The organism is Pantoea sp. UBA7232 (genome assembly GCF_002473195.1).
Taxonomy (GTDB): Bacteria; Pseudomonadota; Gammaproteobacteria; order Enterobacterales; family Enterobacteriaceae; genus Pantoea; species Pantoea eucrina.
Genome location: NZ_DKTK01000012.1, coordinates 119,285 through 136,874, shown reverse-complemented (window position 1 = coordinate 136,874; position 17,590 = coordinate 119,285). Strand labels below are relative to the sequence as shown.

12 protein-coding genes and 1 riboswitch are annotated in these 17,590 nt (G+C 60.2%); of the genes, 2 read left to right on the top strand and 10 right to left on the bottom strand.

Features of this window, described 5'->3' with window-relative positions; genetic code table 11:
* Together rapA and polB are read right to left on the bottom strand one after the other, a co-directional pair.
* Entirely contained in the window at positions 1-2,907 is a 2,907-nt protein-coding gene (gene rapA, locus B4056_RS12680) for an RNA polymerase-associated protein RapA (protein WP_039382530.1), read from the bottom strand.
* A 149-nt stretch (positions 2,908-3,056) separates the two neighbouring features.
* Positions 3,057-5,417, bottom strand: coding sequence for a DNA polymerase II (gene polB, locus B4056_RS12675; RefSeq protein WP_288654911.1), 2,361 nt, complete (start codon positions 5,415-5,417; stop codon positions 3,057-3,059).
* 143 nt (positions 5,418-5,560) lie between these two features.
* On the opposite strand from polB, the gene B4056_RS12670 reads away from it, so the two are divergent.
* Positions 5,561-6,322: a DedA family protein gene (locus B4056_RS12670; RefSeq protein ID WP_039382534.1), complete on the top strand. Its 762-nt coding sequence runs from the start codon at positions 5,561-5,563 to the stop codon at positions 6,320-6,322.
* Here the strand turns inward: B4056_RS12670 and thiQ are convergent.
* The 4 genes from thiQ to sgrR all read right to left on the bottom strand — a co-directional run bounded on the left by thiQ (position 6,319) and on the right by sgrR (position 11,415).
* Positions 6,319-7,020: a thiamine ABC transporter ATP-binding protein ThiQ gene (thiQ, locus tag B4056_RS12665; RefSeq protein WP_039382537.1), complete on the bottom strand. Its 702-nt coding sequence runs from the start codon at positions 7,018-7,020 to the stop codon at positions 6,319-6,321. The two genes, B4056_RS12670 and thiQ, sit on opposite strands and share 4 nt — an antisense overlap.
* Positions 7,004-8,614 carry a thiamine/thiamine pyrophosphate ABC transporter permease ThiP gene (gene thiP, locus B4056_RS12660; protein ID WP_094110753.1) on the bottom strand — a complete coding sequence of 537 codons (1,611 nt, stop codon included), beginning with the start codon at positions 8,612-8,614 and terminating at the stop codon, positions 7,004-7,006. Before thiP ends, thiQ begins: the two co-directional genes overlap by 17 nt.
* A complete protein-coding gene (thiB, locus tag B4056_RS12655) occupies positions 8,590-9,576 on the bottom strand; it encodes a thiamine ABC transporter substrate binding subunit (protein ID WP_113654991.1) in 987 nt (328 codons plus the stop codon). Before thiB ends, thiP begins: the two co-directional genes overlap by 25 nt.
* A 46-nt stretch (positions 9,577-9,622) precedes the next feature.
* A riboswitch (TPP riboswitch) is annotated at positions 9,623-9,718 on the bottom strand.
* A gap of 35 nt (positions 9,719-9,753) precedes the next feature.
* Positions 9,754-11,415 (bottom strand): HTH-type transcriptional regulator SgrR, encoded by a 1,662-nt coding sequence (sgrR, locus tag B4056_RS12650; protein ID WP_113654992.1) that lies wholly within the window; start codon positions 11,413-11,415, stop codon positions 9,754-9,756.
* 256 nt (positions 11,416-11,671) lie between these two features.
* On the opposite strand from sgrR, the gene B4056_RS12645 reads away from it, so the two are divergent.
* Positions 11,672-12,877 carry an MFS transporter gene (locus tag B4056_RS12645; protein WP_288654908.1) on the top strand — a complete coding sequence of 402 codons (1,206 nt, stop codon included), beginning with the start codon at positions 11,672-11,674 and terminating at the stop codon, positions 12,875-12,877.
* A 35-nt stretch (positions 12,878-12,912) separates the two neighbouring features.
* Here the strand turns inward: B4056_RS12645 and leuD are convergent, their stop codons facing one another.
* Genes leuD through leuA form a run of 4 tightly spaced genes read right to left on the bottom strand, consistent with a single transcriptional unit; the run spans position 12,913 to position 17,587 of the window.
* On the bottom strand, positions 12,913-13,518 hold the full coding sequence (gene leuD / locus B4056_RS12640; protein WP_071669078.1) for a 3-isopropylmalate dehydratase small subunit: 606 nt from the start codon (positions 13,516-13,518) through the stop codon (positions 12,913-12,915).
* Between the two features lie 3 nt (positions 13,519-13,521).
* Complete coding sequence (gene leuC, locus B4056_RS12635) at positions 13,522-14,928, bottom strand: 3-isopropylmalate dehydratase large subunit (protein WP_108569991.1); 1,407 nt, start codon at positions 14,926-14,928, stop codon at positions 13,522-13,524.
* 2 nt (positions 14,929-14,930) lie between these two features.
* Positions 14,931-16,022 (bottom strand): 3-isopropylmalate dehydrogenase, encoded by a 1,092-nt coding sequence (gene leuB / locus B4056_RS12630; RefSeq protein WP_039382550.1) that lies wholly within the window; start codon positions 16,020-16,022, stop codon positions 14,931-14,933.
* A gap of 2 nt (positions 16,023-16,024) precedes the next feature.
* Complete coding sequence (leuA, locus tag B4056_RS12625; RefSeq protein WP_039382552.1) at positions 16,025-17,587, bottom strand: 2-isopropylmalate synthase; 1,563 nt, start codon at positions 17,585-17,587, stop codon at positions 16,025-16,027.
* Positions 17,588-17,590: the final 3 nt, after the last annotated feature.

The following is a 17,590-nucleotide window of genomic DNA, read 5'->3' as shown; positions in this document are numbered from 1 at the left end:
TTACTGGTGCGTTACGACGATCAGGCGCAGCGCATCGAGACGCCAGCCCGCCTCGCTCAGGCTGGCCAGCACCTGCGCACGATTGCTCTCCAGCGCCTCAACCTCATCGTCACGGATGTTGGGATTGACGGCGCGCAGTGCTTCGAGTCGCGACAGCTCTGCGCTCAGCTTTTCATCCGCCTCCGCTTTCGCCGCGGCAATCAGCGCCTGCGCTTCCGGCACCACGGCCTGCTCCGCCTGCGTCAGAATGGCATGCACATCCTGCTGGACAGCGTTGACCAGTTTGCTGCCGGTGTGGCGGTTAACTGCGTTAAGCTGACGGTTAAAGCTCTCAAACTCCACTTTGCCCGCCAGATTATTACCTGCGCGATCCATCAGCATGCGCACCGGCGTCGGTGGCAGGAAGCGGGTAAGCTGCAGCTGTTTCGGCGCCTGCGCCTCAACCACATAGATCATCTCAACCAGCAGCGTACCGACCGGAAGCGCCTTGTTCTTCAGCAGCGACAGGGCGCAGCTGCCGGTATCGCCGGAGAGGATAAGATCCAGACCATTGCGGATCAGCGGATGCTCCCAGGTAATGAACTGCGTATCTTCGCGGGACAGCGCCTGATTACGGTTAAAGGTAATCGTACAGCCATCTTCCGGCAGACCGGGAAAATCGGGCACCAGCATGTGATCGGAAGGGGTCAGAACAATCAGGTTGTCGCTGCGATCTTCCTGATTGATGCCGACAATGTCGAACAGGTTGAGCGCAAAGTTTACCAGCTCGGTATCATTATCCTGAGCGGCAATGGCATCAGCCAGCGCCAGCGCCGCTTCGCCGCCGTTGGAGTTAAGCTCCAGCAGTCGGTCGCGGCCCTGCTCCAGCTGCGCTTTCAGCGCATCATGCTGTTTACGGCTTTTCAGGATGAACTCATCGAGACCCTGCGGGTTTTCCGGTGCCGCCAGGAACTCAATCAGCTGGTTATATTCAGCGTCATAAATAGCGCGGCCGGTAGGGCAGGTGTGCTCAAACGCGTCCAGCCCTTCGTGATACCAGCGCAGCAGCACCGCCTGCGCGGTTTTCTCCAGCCAGGGCACCATGATCTGGATATCGTGCAGCTGACCGATACGATCGAGGCGTCCGATACGCTGCTCCAGCAGATCGGGGTTAAACGGCAGATCGAACATCACCAGCCGGCTGGCGAACTGGAAGTTACGGCCCTCAGAGCCGATCTCCGAGCAGATCAGCACCTGCGCGCCCTCTTCCTGCGAGGCGAAGAACGCCGCGGCGCGATCGCGCTCAATAATGGAGAGACCTTCATGGAACACCGCCGCGCGAATACCTTCACGCTCGCGCAGCACCTGCTCCAGCTGCAGCGCAGTGGCCGCTTTGGCGCAAATCACCAGCACTTTCTCTTTGCGGTTGCTGGTGAGATAGCCCATCAGCCACTCAACGCGCGGATCAAAGTTCCACCACGTGCCGCTGTCGCCTTCAAACTCCTGATAGATCTGCTCCGGATAGAGCATGTCCCGGGCGCGCTCTTCCGGCGACTTGCGGGCCGCCATAATGCCGGAGACTTTGATCGCTGTCTGATACTGCGCCGGCAGCGGCAGACGGATCTGCTGCAGCTCGCGCTTTGGAAAGCCCTTCACGCCGTTACGGGTGTTACGGAACAGAACGCGGCTGGTGCCGTGGCGGTCCATCAGCATTGAGACCAGCTCTTTGCGCGCATCCTCTTTACCGTCGCGGTCGCTGTTAGCAACCTGCAGCAGCGGTTCGATATCCTGCTCGCCAATCAGCTCATTGATCAGGTTCATCTCATCTTTACTGATCGCCTGATCCGCCAGCAGCGAGCTGACGGCATCGGCCACCGGACGATAGTGCTGCTGCTCGGCGACAAACTGGCTGAAATCGTGAAAGCGATCGGGATCGAGCAGGCGCAGACGGGCAAAGTGGCTCTCCAGCCCCAGCTGTTCCGGCGTGGCGGTAAGCAGCAGTACGCCCGGCGTGTTCTCCGCCAGCTGTTCAATCACCTGATATTCGCGGCTGGGCGCCGCTTCACTCCACGCCAGGTGGTGCGCCTCATCCACGACCAGCAGATCCCACTCCGCATCCGCCAGCAGTTCCAGACGCTGTTTATTGCGGCGCACAAAGTCGAGCGAGCAGATAATCAGCTGTTCTGTTTCAAACGGATTGTCGCTGTCGTGCTGCGCTTCGGTATAACGATCGTCATCAAACAGAGCAAAGCGCAGGTTAAAGCGGCGCAGCATCTCTACCAGCCACTGATGCTGCAGCGTTTCCGGCACCACGATCAGCACGCGATCGGCGCGCCCCGCCAGCAGCTGCTGCTGGATGATCATGCCCGCTTCAATGGTTTTACCCAGGCCGACTTCATCTGCCAGCAGCACGCGCGGCGCGTGGCGGCGGCCCACATCGTGTGCGATATGCAGCTGGTGCGGGATAAGGTTGGTGCGCATGCCGCGCAGGCCGCTGACGGCAAGGCGATACTGCTCGCTCTGGTATTTGCGCGCGCGGAAGCGCAGGGCGAAGCGATCCATGCGATCGAGCTGACCGGCGAACAGGCGATCCTGCGGCTTGCTGAAGACCAGCTTGCTGTCCAGCATCACTTCGCGCAGCACCACGTTGCTCTCTTCAGTATCAGCGCGGGTACCGATGTAGGTCACCAGCTCATTTTCGTGCCGCACTTCATCAACCAGCATCTGCCAGCCTTCATGGCTGGTAACGGTATCACCCGGATTGAAAATCACGCGGGTGACCGGAGAATCATGACGGGCATAGAGGCGGTTCTCGCCGGTTGCGGGAAACATCAGCGTGACCATGCGCGTATCCAGCGCCACGACCGTACCCAGTCCCAGTTCACTTTCCGTATCACTTATCCAGCGTTGACCCAGTGTAAATACCATATATTTTTTGCTCGATTCTCTGAATGACTTAAAGACGTTCGCCTGCTCTCAGGCAATAACAAAGCGCCAGACAGATGTCTGGTCAGGTTGTGCATGCTGAAATACAGGAAGGGCGCTATGGTACTGGATGGCAGGGCATTCGTCACCTGTCAAAAAAGCCCCAGCTGCCCGGTAATCAGTGTAGCAAAGTCGTCGCCGACAAACGGCAGAATGCCATCCGCTATCGGCTGCAGCTGTTTGCTGACGTAGTGATCGTAGTCGAGTGGCGTGGTACGCACCTCCAGCGGCTCCGGCCCGGCGGTCGCCATCACATAGCGAATGGAACCGCCTTTCTGGTACTGCAGCGGACGCTGCAGCCTGCGGTTATGTTCATCGGCAAGACGCGCCGCGCGCACGTGCGGCGGAACGTTGCGCTCATACTCATGCAGCGGTCGCCGCAGGCGTTTTTTATACACCAGCAGATCGTCAAGCTGGCCGGCCATCAGCTGCGCGACCGTTTCACGGATATAGGCCTGCCAGGGTTCTCCGCGGAAGATGCGGCCATAGAGCTGCTGCTGAAACTGCTGCGCCAGCGGCGTCCAGTCAGTACGCACTGACTCCAGCCCTTTAAACACCAGACGCTGCTGCTCGCCGCTGCCGGTCAGCCCGGCATAGCGCTTTTTGCTGCCCTGTTCGGCGTTGCGAATGGTGGGCATCAGAAAACGGCTGAAGTGCGTCTCATACTCCAGTTCCAGCGCGCTTGTCAGACCGAGCGTCTGCTGCAGATGCTGCTGCCACCAGCGGTTGATCAGCGTCGTCAGCCGCTGGCCGGTGGCCGCTGCCTGCTCCTCGCTATATTTGCCCTGCAGCCAGACAAACGTGGAGTCGGTGTCACCGTAGATCACCGTAAACCCTTCCGCCTCAATCAGCGCCCGCGTCTGCTGCATAATGGCGTGGCCGCGCAGCGTGATGGAGGAGGCGAGGCGTGAATCAAAGAAGCGACAGGCGCTGGTGCCCAGCACGCCGTAAAAGGCGTTCATGATGATTTTCAGCGCCTGGGAGAGCGGGGCATTGCCGTCGCGCTTTGCGGCTTCACGCCCCTGCCAGATCTGCGCCACGATGTCAGGCAGACAGTGAAGGTGGCGCGAGAAGCGCGCTTCGCGAAAGCCAGGCACAGAATCTGCGTCAGACGGATGGGCCAGGCCCTCAACCAGCCCGACGGGATCAATCAGAAAAGTACGGATGATTGAGGGATAGAGGCTTTTGTAATCCAGCACCAGCACGGAGTCGTAGAGGCCGGGACGGGAGTCCATCACATAGCCGCCGGGGCTCGCCTCCGGCGCCACGTCGCCCTGATTGGGCGCTACATACCCCACGCGATGCATACGCGGAATATAGAGATGACTGAACGCCGCAACCGAGCCACCGTGCCGATCCAGCGCCAGGCCGTTAACGCTGGCACGCTCCAGTAAAAAGGGCATGATGGCGGTATGGTGAAAAATGCGCGTAACCAGCTCGCAATCTTTCAGGTTATAGGTCGCGAGCGCGGGTTTATCATGGGCAAAGCGCCAGTTGATCTCCTCCATGCGCTGCCACGGATTATTGATCGCTTTACCTTCACCCAGCAGCTCGCGCGCAACGGATTCCAGACTGAAAGAGGGAAAATCCCAGTAGGCAGACTTCAGCGCTTCAATGCCGTCAATCACGACGCGGCCGGCGAGCTGGGCGGTAAAGATGCCCGGCTTAAAGCCGTGTTCACGCCACTCCAGCGGCTGCTGCTGACGGCCGAGGCGCAGCGGAATGCCGTAGCGATCGGCATGCTTTTGCAGCACCCGCAGGTCGAACTGCACCACGTTCCAGCCAATGACCACATCGGGATCGTGCCGCGCGAACCAGGCGTTAAGCTGCTCCAGCAGCTGCTGGCGGCTCTCAACGTAAATCAGCTCAAAGCTGAGCGCGCTGGCGTCGCCGTTGGGCGGGCCCAGCATATACACCTGACGCTGACCGCAGCCTTCCAGCCCGATACAGTAAAGCTCGCCGCGTTCGGTGGTTTCAATATCCAGCGACACCCAGCGGAGAGGCGGCCGGTAGTCGGGATGCGGCTTCAGGCGGGCGTTGATCAGAGTCTCACCGCGCGGCTCGCCGCTGAACCAGACCGGGGCGGTAATAAAGCGCTCCATCAGATAGCGCTCGGGTGGCCGGATATCAGCTTCATAAACGCTGATGCCGTTCTCACGCAGACGTTTCTCCAGCTGCTGTAGCTGACGATGGCTGCGGCAATAGAGGCCAAACACCGGACGATAATGGAAATCCTTCAGCGTCAGCGACTGCAGACGGGTATGGGCTTCGTCGCGGATGAGCGCTTCGGTCTGACGGCGGAACGCTTCCGGAATAAACGCCACTGACTCCTGCGCGGGCAGCACCAGCCGCTGCGGCCCGGCATCGGTTGCCAGCCACAGCGTGATCTCGCTGCCTGAAGGGGTATCCCGCCAGTGACGGGTCAGCAGATAGCCTGCGCGCGGTTCTGTCACGGTGACTCCGGAGTAGAAATTATGCGCAGTATATCATGGATGTTTATACAGTGTCGGCAACTCTCTGCAGCGCAGCGGGAAAAGCTTGACGCCCTGACGCAGGCTCAGGACAATCCAGCCTTCATATTCCGCAGAGGATAGCTATGGAAGCCTGGATTCAACACCTGTTTACGCAATCGCTGGAGTACGCGCTGTTCGCCGTCGCTCTGGTGACCTTTCTTGAATCACTGGCGTTTGTGGGTCTGCTGCTGCCGGGCACCGTGCTGATGGCCAGCCTGGGGGCGCTGGTGGGCAGCGGTCAGATTGGCCTCTATCCGGCGTGGGCGGCGGGGCTGATTGGCTGCCTGCTGGGCGACTGGATCTCCTACGGTATCGGCTGGAAGTTTCAGGGGCCGCTGCACCGCTGGAAGTATCTGAAAAAGTATCAAAGCCTGCTGGATAAGACCGAGCATGCGCTGCATCAGCACAGCATGTTTACCGTGCTGGTGGGGCGCTTTGTCGGCCCGACACGCCCGCTGATCCCGCTGGCGGCAGGCATGCTTGAGCTGCCGGTGCGGAAGTTTCTGCCGCCCAATATCATCGGCTGTATTTTGTGGCCGCCCGCCTATCTGCTGCCGGGGATCCTCGCCGGTGTGGCCATTGATGTGCCGCAGGCGCAGGGCGACAGCTTTAAATGGCTGCTGCTGCTGGTAACGATTCTGCTCTGGCTGGGCGGATGGCTGCTCTGGCGCTGGTGGCGCAGTGACAAAACGCGCGACTGGGCAACCCGCTACCTGCCGAAAGCGCGCCTGCGCTGGCTGGCGCCGCTGATGGCCGTAGCGGGCAGCGCCGCGTTTATCGCGCTGCTGTTTCATCCGATGATGCCTGTTTTCCTGCAGCTGCTCTGGAAAGTCTTCTTCGCTTAAGCTGGCGTAATACCCAGGCGCGCGGCGCTGCTGCTCTCACCCCGAAGCAGCGCCGCCGTCTCACCATCCCACTCGATCCGGCCATCAGCAATCACCAGACTGCGTGCGGCAATCTGCTGCGCATCCTCCAGACTGTGCGACACCATCAGCAGCGTGATATTGCGTGCGTCACACACCGTACGCACCAGCTGCAGCATTTCGCGGCGCAGCGCCGGGTCGAGCGCCGAAAAAGGCTCATCCAGCAGCAGTACCGGCTGGTTGCGCAGCAGGCAGCGCGCCAGCGCCACCCGCTGCCGCTGGCCGCCGGAGAGCTCGCCAGGCAAGCGCGTCAGTAAATCATGCAGTCCGGTCTGGTGTGCAATCTCCCTCAGCTGCTGCTGCTGGTCGCGCGTGAGCTTCAGGCCCGGATGCAGACCCAGGGCCAGATTCTGCTGTACCGAAAGGTGCGGAAAGAGATTGTTCTCCTGAAACAGCATCGAGACCGGACGCAACGCCGGTACGCTGCGGGTGTGATCGCGGCCATTAATCAGCAGCGTGCCGTGGCTGACCGGCAGAAAGCCGCCGATCAGGCTCAGCAGCGTGCTTTTACCGGCGCCGCTCGGGCCAAGTATCGCCAGCCGTTCACCCGCCTGAGCGCTGAAGCTGAAACGCATCGGCAGATGCTGATAAAGGTAAGTAAGATCAGTGAGTGTCAGCATGGCGTCCCGGCAGTTTTTCCATCAGAGTAAAAAGTAACAGGCAGAGCAGCAGCAGCAGCAGGGCGGTCGCGGCACCGTCGGCACCGCGATAGGCGCCGATCTGCTGATAAAGATACCAGGGCAGGGTGCGGAAATCGGCGTTGCCAAATAGCGCCACTGCGCCAAAGTCGCCAATCGAGAGTACGCAGGCAAAGGCGAGCGCCTGAGCCAGCGGACGCTTCAGCAGCCGCAGCTCAATTAGCTTCAGGCGATTGAGGCCGGAGAGACCGAGCGAGGCGCAGAGCGGCGCATAGCGTGCGGCGATATCGCGCATCGGGTTTTCCAGCACTTTCATGGCGTAGGGAATGGCGATCAGCGCATTGGTAAAGATCACCAGCCCGTCGGCACGCGCCGGCAGCCCGGAGGTAGCGGTAAACAGCAGGAAAAAGCCGCTGGCCAGCACGATGCCCGGCATCGCCAGAATCAGCATGCCGCTCAGCTCCAGCGCCTGTGCGCTCGCCCGATGCTGGCGCTGACGCAGCTCGCGGCTGCTCCACAGCAGCATCATTGTCAGGATCACACAGAGTGCGCCCGCGCCAAGGGCGATGCGCAGCGAGGTCAGCGTGGCCTGCCAGAGCGCCGGCTGCTGCAGTGCGCCGGCCACACCGCCGCGCACGCCATCGACCACCACCGCTGCCAGCGGAGGCAGCAGCAGCAGCAGCGCGAGAGCAATCAGCAGCGTGTCGCTGACGCGTGCAAACCCGCTATCCTGCGGATCGCGCCAGCCCTGCAGCGTCTGACTGCCGGCAGGGATCGCTTTACTGAAGCGCTGACTGAGCAGCACCAGCAGCAGACAGCAGCTGAGCTGCAGCAGTGCCAGCAGCGCGGCGCGGCCGGGATCGTAATCAAAACTCAGCGCCTGGTAGATCGCCAGCTCCAGCGTGGTCGCTTGTGGCCCGCCGCCCAGCGCCAGCACCGTGGCGAAGCTGGCAAAGCAGAGCATAAAGATCAGCGCCGCGGTCGGCAGGATCTGGCGACGCAGCCAGGGCCACTCCAGCAGCCGGAACAGATTCCAGCCGCGCAGCCCAAGCTGAGCCGCCAGCTGACGCTGCTCCGGCGGAATGCTCTCCAGCGCCTGCAGCAGCATGCGCGTGGCCAGCGGCAGGTTAAAAAAGACGTGCGCCAGCAAAATACCCTGCAGGCCATAGGGAGAGAAGTGGTAGGGAATACCCAGCAGCGTGCAGAGCTGTGCCAGCCAGCCGCTGCGGCCGTAGACGCTCAGCAGGCCAAATACCGCCACCAGCACCGGCAGCACCAGCGTCATCGCACATAAACGCAGCAGCAGCGCGCGGCCAGGAAAGCGGCGGCGATAGAGCGCGCGCGCCAGCAGCACGGCCGGCAGCACGGAGCAGAGTGCCGAGAGCAGCGCCTGCTCAAATGAGAACGCCAGCACGTGGTGCAGATAGCTGTCACTGAGCAGGCTGCGCATGTCCGGCAGCGGGGCCGCCGTCAGCAGCGCCCCCAGAGCGAGCAGCGCCACGGCGCACAGCAGCAGCGCGCTCAGCGCGCCGGGTATCAGCCAGCCGGGCATCAGCGGCTGACAGCCCGCTGCCAGGCGCTGATCCACGCGGCGCGCTGGTCAGCCACTTCTGCCGGTGAAAACTGCAGCGCTTTTTGCGGCACGTTCAGCGCCCGATAGCCAGCCGGCAAATCGCTTTTGATCACCGGGTACATCCAGTTGCCGGTGGGGATCGTCTGCTGGAAAGCGGGGCTGACGATAAACTGCATAAAACGCTGTGCCAGCGCTGGCTGTTTACTGCCGGCCAGCCGGGCGGCGACTTCGACCTGCAGGTAGTGCCCCTCACTGAAGGTGGCAGCAGCGTAGTTCTCTTTCTTCTCTTCAATAATGTGGTAAGCGGGCGACGTGGTATAGCTCAGCACCAGATCGCCTTCGCCCTTGAGAAACAGGCCGTACGCTTCACTCCATCCTTTAGTAACGGTAACGGTTTTCGCCGCCAGCTTCTGCCACGCCACGTCGCTGCGATCGCCAAACACTTTTTGCATCCAGAGCAGCAGGCCGAGGCCTGGCGTACTGGTACGCGGATCTTCATAGATAACGCGCCATTTCTCCGGGCTTTCAACCAGCTCCTGCAGGCTTGCGGGCGGATTCTTCAGGCGGTTTTTGTCATACACAAAGGCGAAGTAGCCGTAATCGAAAGGAACAAAGGTGTCGTTCTGCCAGCGCTCAGGCAGCTGCAGCGCTGCGGTATCGACCTGACTTTTAGCAAACAGGCCGGTTTTCTCCGCCGCCTGCAGGAGGTTGTTATCCAGTCCCAGCACAACGTCCGCTTTACTGTTTTTCCCTTCCATGCGCAGACGGTTGAGCAGCGAGACGCCATCCTCCAGCGCCACGTAGCGCAGCTCGCAGCCGCACTCCGCTTCAAACGCTTTCTTTACCGCCGGCCCAGGGCCCCATTCAGCAGCGAACGAATCATAGGTATAGACGGTCAGTAGCGGTCTGGCGGCGAATACCGGTGCGGACAACAGCAGCAGGACAGGCAGAACGTTCTTTAACACTTTGCGCTCCTTAAGGAGAGGATATGAGTGAGTCGCAAAGGATCTGAGGCTGGCACATCTCAAATCCCTACGCCGGTATTAACCGGATCAGGTTCGACGGGTTTCTCTCAGCCTGACGACGCAGGCACCCCGTTGAGAACGGCTTAGTGTAGACATTTCCGCCACGGCGTGAAAGCGTCATAACGCCGGCGGCGCAAACCAGGCAGATTTAAAATCGAACCAGCCCAGCGTGTTCAGCCGTACGCCACGCATGCTGCGCTGGCCTTCCAGCAGCAGCCAGTGGTGAAACAGCGGATGCAGCCAGTCCTGATCTACCAGCTGGCGCGCCCACTCAGCCAGCGGCAGGCGTTTCTCACGCCAGCGCGCAGCATCCTCATGCCACGCCAGCGGAATGCAGTGCTGCATCAGCGGCAGCTCATAGAGCTGCGCAAACAGCGCGTACTCCAGCGGCAGGGTGAAGTTAACGCTGCCGAGCCAGATATCGCTCTCTCCGGCGCCGGCAAACCACGCTTCGTAGCTCATCACCCGGGTGATCAGTTCCACCCCCTGCTGCGCCAGCAGGGGACGCAGCGCGCTGGCGATGCCTTCATGCTCGACGTGGTCGCTGTACCAGCTTAACGTCAGCCGGGTCAGACCTTCCGGCTTGTCCGCCGCCCGCAGATCGCGGCGATGGTGCCAGCGCGGCAGCAGGCCCCAGGCAGGAAACCAGTAACGCTGATAGCCGGGATCGGCATGATGCAGCAGGGTAACCGGATTAAGCAGATCGCTGACCCAGCGGCGGAACCCGGCATGGCGTCCCCAGGCGGAGCGCTGGTCAAACAGCAGGAAGTAGCAGCCCTCCTCCAGACGGCTCTCTTCCGCTATCTCATCCGCCTCGCTGCCCTGCAGTTTTACGCCAGAGTAGACCAGCTCGTCACTGACTTCCGGCAGCACCCAGATTGAGACTTCGTCAATCAGCGCCCGGTAGCCAAAGTAGTCATCAAACGCGGCAATTTTCAGCTGCGTCTGCTGATTGCGTACCACGCTGTAAGGGCCGCAGCCGGCAGGCTGACGGGCAAAGTCGGGCAGGGACGGCCATTCGCGCGGCAGGATCATGGCGCTGACGCTGCCCAGCAGCCATGGCAGCCAGCTGTCAGGCTGGGTCAGCGAGATATCCAGCGTCCAGGGCGCCGGCGAGTGCAGCTGCGAGATATGCGCAAACAGCGGCAGAGCGGCGCTGCGCTGCAGCGAATCAAGAATATCGGCCATCTCCAGCTCGCGCCCGTGATGAAAGCGGATGGCCGGACGCAGATAAAAGCGCCACTGCTGCGCGGAGAGTTGCTGCCAGTGATGAGCAATATCGGGTTCAATTTCCCCGTTTTCCTCATTTATGCGCGTCAGGCCGCTGAAGATCTGGCGGGCCAGATGCGTTTCCGAGCGGCGCAGCGGCGAGGCGGGCAGCAGGTTCTGCAGCGGACGGTAGTAGAGCACGCGCAGAATATGCTTTCCCTGACGCACGCTGCGGCCAAGGTGGGCGGCAATCATCTGCCGCACCTGCGCTTTGTCGCCAACCAGCTGAACCAGCTGGTCAATACCGTCCTGCTCCAGCAGCGCTTCTGCCCGCTGCTGCTGCAGCGCCAGACCGGTACAGCGGAAGCGCAGCTGCGAACGCTTTCCGCGTCCCGCCTCAGCCTGCCAGGTCAGCCAGCCTTCACGCTGCATCGCCTGAAGCAGGTTGCGCATATGGCGCCGCGAACAGTGCAGAGTGCTGGCCAGTGCATCAAGCGTTGTCGCCCGATCCTGACCTTCACACTGCTGCCAGAGACGAATAAATTGCTGCTGCAGACGGGCCGAAGACATAAAAGGGGAACTCCGTGGCGATTTCGCTCAGTGTTTATTGCCCTATAATAGAGGCATACTGCCACTCAATGGAAGAGCGGGAGGCACCCGATCCGGGTGGCGCTCAACCAGCTGTGTCGCCCGTGTGGCACATTTTTCTGAGTAGGGTGCAATTACACCGCCAGCAGATTTTTCTCTGCTGGCTTTTTTCATAGCGGTGTGAAATCGTCTACGCTCTTTCGCTACTCTTTTCTGTTTTTTCCAAAGGGATTTCTGCATGAAGTCGCTGTTAACGCGGCAGCGCCGCCCCGATCCGGTCTATCTCGCTTTTATGGTTGTCACTTTTATGGCGGGCGTTGCGGGTGCGCTGCAGGCACCGACCCTCAGCCTGTTTCTGACCCGCGAGGTGCAGGTACGTCCCTTCTGGGTCGGGCTCTTTTTCACCATTAACGCACTCGGCGGCATTGTGATCAGTATGCTGGTAGCAAAGCGCTCCGATACGCGCGGCGACCGGCGCCACCTGATCCTCTTTTGCTGCCTGATGGCTATTCTGAACGCGCTGCTGTTTGCGTTTAACCGTCACTACGCCACGCTGATAAGCCTGGGCGTGCTGCTCTCCGCGCTGGCCAGCGTCGCAATGCCGCAGATATTTGCGCTGGCGCGGGAGTACGCGGACGCATCAGCGCGTGAAGTGGTGATGTTCAGTTCGGTGATGCGGGCGCAGCTGTCGCTGGCCTGGGTCATCGGTCCGCCGCTCTCATTTGCGCTGGCGCTCAATTTCGGTTTCGTCACGCTGTTCGCCGTGGTGGCGGGCATGTTTTTACTGAGTATGCTGCTGATCTGGCGCGGCCTGCCGTCGGTACCGCGCGTGGTGGCGACGCCGGAGCAGCTGCTGCTGCAGGTCAGCCCGTGGAAAGATGCGCAGGTGATGCTGCTGTTTATCGCCTCAGTAATCATGTGGGCGTGCAACACCATGTACTTTATTGATATGCCGCTCTACATGAGCAACACGCTGGGGCTGTCGGAAAAGCTGGCGGGCCTGCTGATGGGAACGGCCGCCGGCCTGGAGATCCCGATTATGCTGCTGGCGGGCTTTTACGCGAAGCGCGTCGGCAAGCGCGCGCTGATGCTGGTGGCGGGCGTGGCGGCAATTCTCTTTTATCTCGGGCTGGTGCTGTTTACCTCAAAAACTGCGCTGATGCTGCTGCAGCTGTTTAACGCCGCTTTTATCGGCATTATCGCCGGTATTGGCATGCTCTGGTTTCAGGATCTGATGCCCGGCCGGGCGGGCGCGGCAACAACGCTGTTTACCACCTCCATCTCCACCGGGCTGATCGTGGCCGGGCTGGTGCAGGGGATCCTGAGCGAGCGCTTCGGGCATGAATCGGTTTATCAGGTGGCGCTGGGCATGTCCGTGCTGGCGCTGCTGCTGGTCGCGCGCGTGCGCGATGTGAAGCCGGCGACGGAGATCGCCGGCGCGTAAAGCGTGCCGCTGCCTGACGTAGCGGCGTTTAATCATTATCGCAGGAAAGCGGGCTGCTGCTGCTCGTAGCGCGCGATCGACTCTTCATGCTGCAGCGTCAGGCCGATACTGTCCAGACCGTTAATCATACAGTGGCGGCGGAAGCTATCGATCTCAAACGTATAGGTTTTGTCGCCTGCCGTGACCGTCTGTGCTTCCAGATCCACCGTAAAGCGCATGCCCGGACTGGCGTCAACCAGCCGGAACAGTGCGTCAACATCCTCTTCGCTCAGTCGCACCGGCAGCAGCTGATTGTTAAAGCTGTTGCCGTAAAAGATATCGGCAAAGCTTGGCGCAATGACGACATGGAAACCGAAGTCGGTCAGCGCCCAGGGGGCGTGCTCACGGGAGGAGCCGCAGCCGAAGTTCTCGCGCGCCAGCAGAATGCTGGCACCGGCAAACTCAGGCTTGTTAAGCACAAAGCTGGCGGTAGGCTGTGTGCCGGCATCATCGTCAAAACGCCAGTCGTGAAACAGGTGGGCACCGAAGCCGGTGCGGGTGACCTTCTGCAGAAACTGCTTTGGAATAATGGCATCGGTATCCACGTTGGCCGCATCCAGTGGCGCGACAATACCGGTGTGCTGCGTAAATTTAGTCGCCATCGCTTAAGCTCCCTGAGTCAGTTCACGAATATCGGCAAAACGGCCGGAGACCGCTGCGGCGGCAGCCATCGCCGGGCTGACCAGGTGCGTACGGCCGCCACGGCCCTGACGGCCTTCAAAGTTGCGGTTGCTGGTCGAGGCGCAGCGCTCGCCCGGATTCAGGCGATCGTTGTTCATGGCAAGACACATAGAGCAGCCCGGCAGACGCCACTCAAAACCCGCCTCAAGAAAGATTTTATCCAGACCTTCCGCTTCCGCCTGCGCTTTAACCGGGCCGGAACCCGGCACGACCATCGCGACCACGCCGGGTGCCACTTTACGCCCTTTGGCAATCGCTGCGGCAGCGCGCAGATCCTCAATGCGTGAGTTAGTGCAGGAGCCAATAAAGACTTTATCGATAGCCACGTCGGTCAGCTTCACGCCCGGTTGCAGGTTCATGTAAGCCAGCGCTTTTTCAGCGGAGGCGCGCTCAACCGGATCGGCAAACGAGGCGGGATCGGGTATCGCCTGATCCACCGCCATCACCTGACCCGGATTGGTGCCCCAGGTGACCTGCGGGGCAATATCGGCGGCGTTCAGCGTCACCACGCTATCAAACGCTGCGTCCGGATCTGACTTCAGCGTGCGCCAGTAGGCCACGGCCTGCTCCCAGTCGTCGCCTTTCGGCGCAAACTGTTTATCTTTCAGGTAGGCGAACGTAGTGTCATCCGGCGCCACCAGGCCCGCTTTCGCGCCCATCTCAATCGCCATATTGCACAGCGTCATGCGGCCTTCCATGCTCAGCGCTTCAATCGCCGGGCCGCAGAACTCCACCACATAGCCAGTGCCGCCGGCGCTGCCGGTTTTACCGATGATCGCCAGCACGATATCTTTCGCCGTAATGCCCGGCGCAGCGGCGCCCGACACATTGATTTTCATGGTTTTCGCCCGACCCTGCTTCAGCGTCTGAGTGGCAAACACATGCTCAACTTCCGAAGTGCCGATACCAAACGCCAGGGAACCAAAGGCGCCGTGCGTGGCGGTATGTGAGTCGCCGCAGACGATGGTCATACCCGGCAGGGTCATGCCCTGTTCCGGCCCGATCACGTGTACGATGCCCTGGAAGGGATGGTTCAGGTCGTAGAGCTGAATGCCGAACTCATCGCAGTTCTTCATCAGTTCCTGCATCTGAATCCGCGCCATTTCACCCGACGCATTGATATCTTTCGTCTGGGTTGAAACGTTGTGATCCATGGTGGCAAAGGTTTTTTCCGGCTGACGCACTTTACGGCCGTGCGCGCGCAGGCCGTCGAACGCCTGCGGGGAGGTCACTTCGTGGATCAGGTGACGGTCAATATAGAGCAGCGGCGTTTCATCGGGCGCTTCGTGAACGACATGTGCGTCAAATAACTTCTGGTATAAGCTTTTCATTTTTATTTTTCTCCGGCAATGAAGCCCGCGATGAGGCTACCCATTTCATCCGTACTGACAGCAGGGCCGTCGCCCGCCAGATCGCGGGTGCGATGGCCCGCTTCCAGCGCCTGGCTGACCGCCTGTTCGATAGCATTCGCCGCGTCGGCGGCGTTCAGGCTGAAGCGCAGCAGCATCGACAGCGACAGAATCTGGGCAATCGGGTTAGCGATATTTTGTCCGGCGATATCCGGCGCAGAGCCGCCAGCGGGTTCAAACAGGCCAAAACCCTCTTCGTTCAGGCTGGCTGACGGCAGCATGCCCATCGACCCGGTGATCATGGCGCACTCATCAGAGAGAATGTCGCCAAACAGGTTGGAGCAGAGCAGGACATCAAACTGCGAGGGGTCTTTGATCAGCTGCATGGTGGCATTGTCGATATACATATGCGCCAGCTGCACGTCAGGATACGCTTTTGCCACTTCATTCACGATTTCACGCCACATCACCGAACTTTGCAGCACGTTAGCTTTGTCGATGGAGGTGACATGACCCCGGCGCTTGCGTGCGGCTTCAAAGGCGTTACGTGCAATGCGCTCAATCTCAAAGCGGTGGTAAACCTCGGTATCGAATGCCCGCTCGTGTGCACCGCTGCCTTCGCGTCCTTTTGGCTGACCAAAGTAGATGCCGCCGGTGAGCTCACGTACGCAGAGAATATCAAAACCGCGCGCCGCGATATCGCTGCGCAGCGGGCAAAATGCTTCAAGACCTTTATAGAGCGCGGCAGGGCGCAGATTGCTGAACAGTCTGAAATGCTTGCGCAGCGGCAGCAGCGCCCCGCGCTCCGGCTGGCCAGCCGGCGGCAGATGCTCCCACTTCGGGCCGCCAACGGAGCCAAACAGAATCGCGTCTGCCTGCTCAGCCCCGGCTACGGTCGCAGGCGGCAGTGGTTCACCGTGACGATCGATGGCGATACCGCCAACATCATATTCGCTGGTGGTGATACGCATGCCAAAGCGGGTGCGAACCGCGTCGAGCACTTTCATCGCCTGCGCCATCACTTCCGGGCCGATTCCGTCGCCAGGCATGACCGCAATATGATATGAGTGAGTCATAGTTACACCGTTTCCTTCTGTTCTTTAAATTTACGCTGCAGTTCTTTTTCGACCTGTCGGGCTCGCCAGATGTTGTTCAGTGCGTTGATCATCGCTTTGGCAGAGGATTCAACGATATCGGTAGCGAGACCTACGCCGTGGAACTTGCGTCCGTTGTAGTTCACTACGATATCCACCTGGCCCAGGGCATTTTCGCCGTGACCTTTCGCCGTCAGCTTGTAGTTCACCAGCTCGGCGTCAAAGCCGGTAATGCGGTTGATCGCCTGATAGACCGCGTCAACCGGACCGTTGCCGGTGGCCGCATCCGCTTTGGTCTCTTCACCATAGCCGAGCTGGACTGAAGCGGTTGCCGTGACGCTGGAGCCGGTCTGCACGTTGAATTCGTTGAGCTGGAAAAATTCCGGCTCTTCATGCTGTTTGTTGATAAAGGCGAGCGCTTCCAGATCGTAGTCAAACACCTGACCTTTCTTATCGGCCAGCTTCAGGAAGGCGTCATACAGCGCGTCGAGGTTGTAGTCAGCCTCTTTATAGCCCATCTCTTCCATACGATGTTTTACCGCCGCGCGTCCGGAGCGGGAGGTGAGGTTCAGCTGAATTTTGTGCAGGCCGATCGATTCAGGCGTCAGAATTTCGTAGTTTTCACGGTTTTTCAGCACGCCATCCTGATGAATGCCGGAGGAGTGCGCAAACGCATTTGAGCCGACCACCGCTTTGTTCGCCGGAATTGGCATGTTGCAGATCTGGCTGACAATCTGGCTGGTGCGGTAGATCTCCTGGTGGTTGATAGCGGTGTGAACGTTCATGATCTGCTGGCGGGTTTTGATCGCCATGATCACCTCTTCCAGCGCGCAGTTACCGGCGCGCTCGCCCAGACCATTCAGCGTGCCTTCAACCTGACGCGCGCCCGCCAGTACCGCAGCAATAGCGTTGCCGGTTGCCATGCCTAAATCATCATGGGTGTGCACTGACAGAATCGCTTTGTCGATGTTAGGCACGCGGTTAACCAGCTGCCCGATAATATTGGCGTATTCGCCAGGCAGGGTATAGCCAACGGTATCGGGAATATTAATGGTGGTAGCACCGGCGCTGATGGCGGCTTCAACCATGCGGCAGAGATCGTCAATCGGCGTGCGCCCGCCATCTTCACAGGAGAACTCCACATCATCGGTGTAGTTACGTGCGCGTTTTACCATGTGCACCGCGCGCTCAATCACTTCCGGCAGCGTGCTGCGCAGCTTAGTTGCAATATGCATCGGTGAGGTAGCGATAAAGGTGTGAATACGGAACGCGTCGGCAACGCGCAGTGATTCGTAAGCGGCATCGATATCTTTTTCGACACAGCGCGCCAGCCCGCAGACGCGGCTGTTTTTGATCGTACGCGCAATAGTCTGTACCGATTCAAAATCACCGGGAGAAGAGACCGGGAAACCCACTTCCATTACGTCCACGCCCATTCTTTCCAGCGCCAGGGCGATCTGCAATTTTTCTTTAACACTCAGGCTGGCCTGTAATGCCTGCTCACCGTCGCGCAGAGTGGTATCGAAAATAATAACTTGCTGGCTCATGGT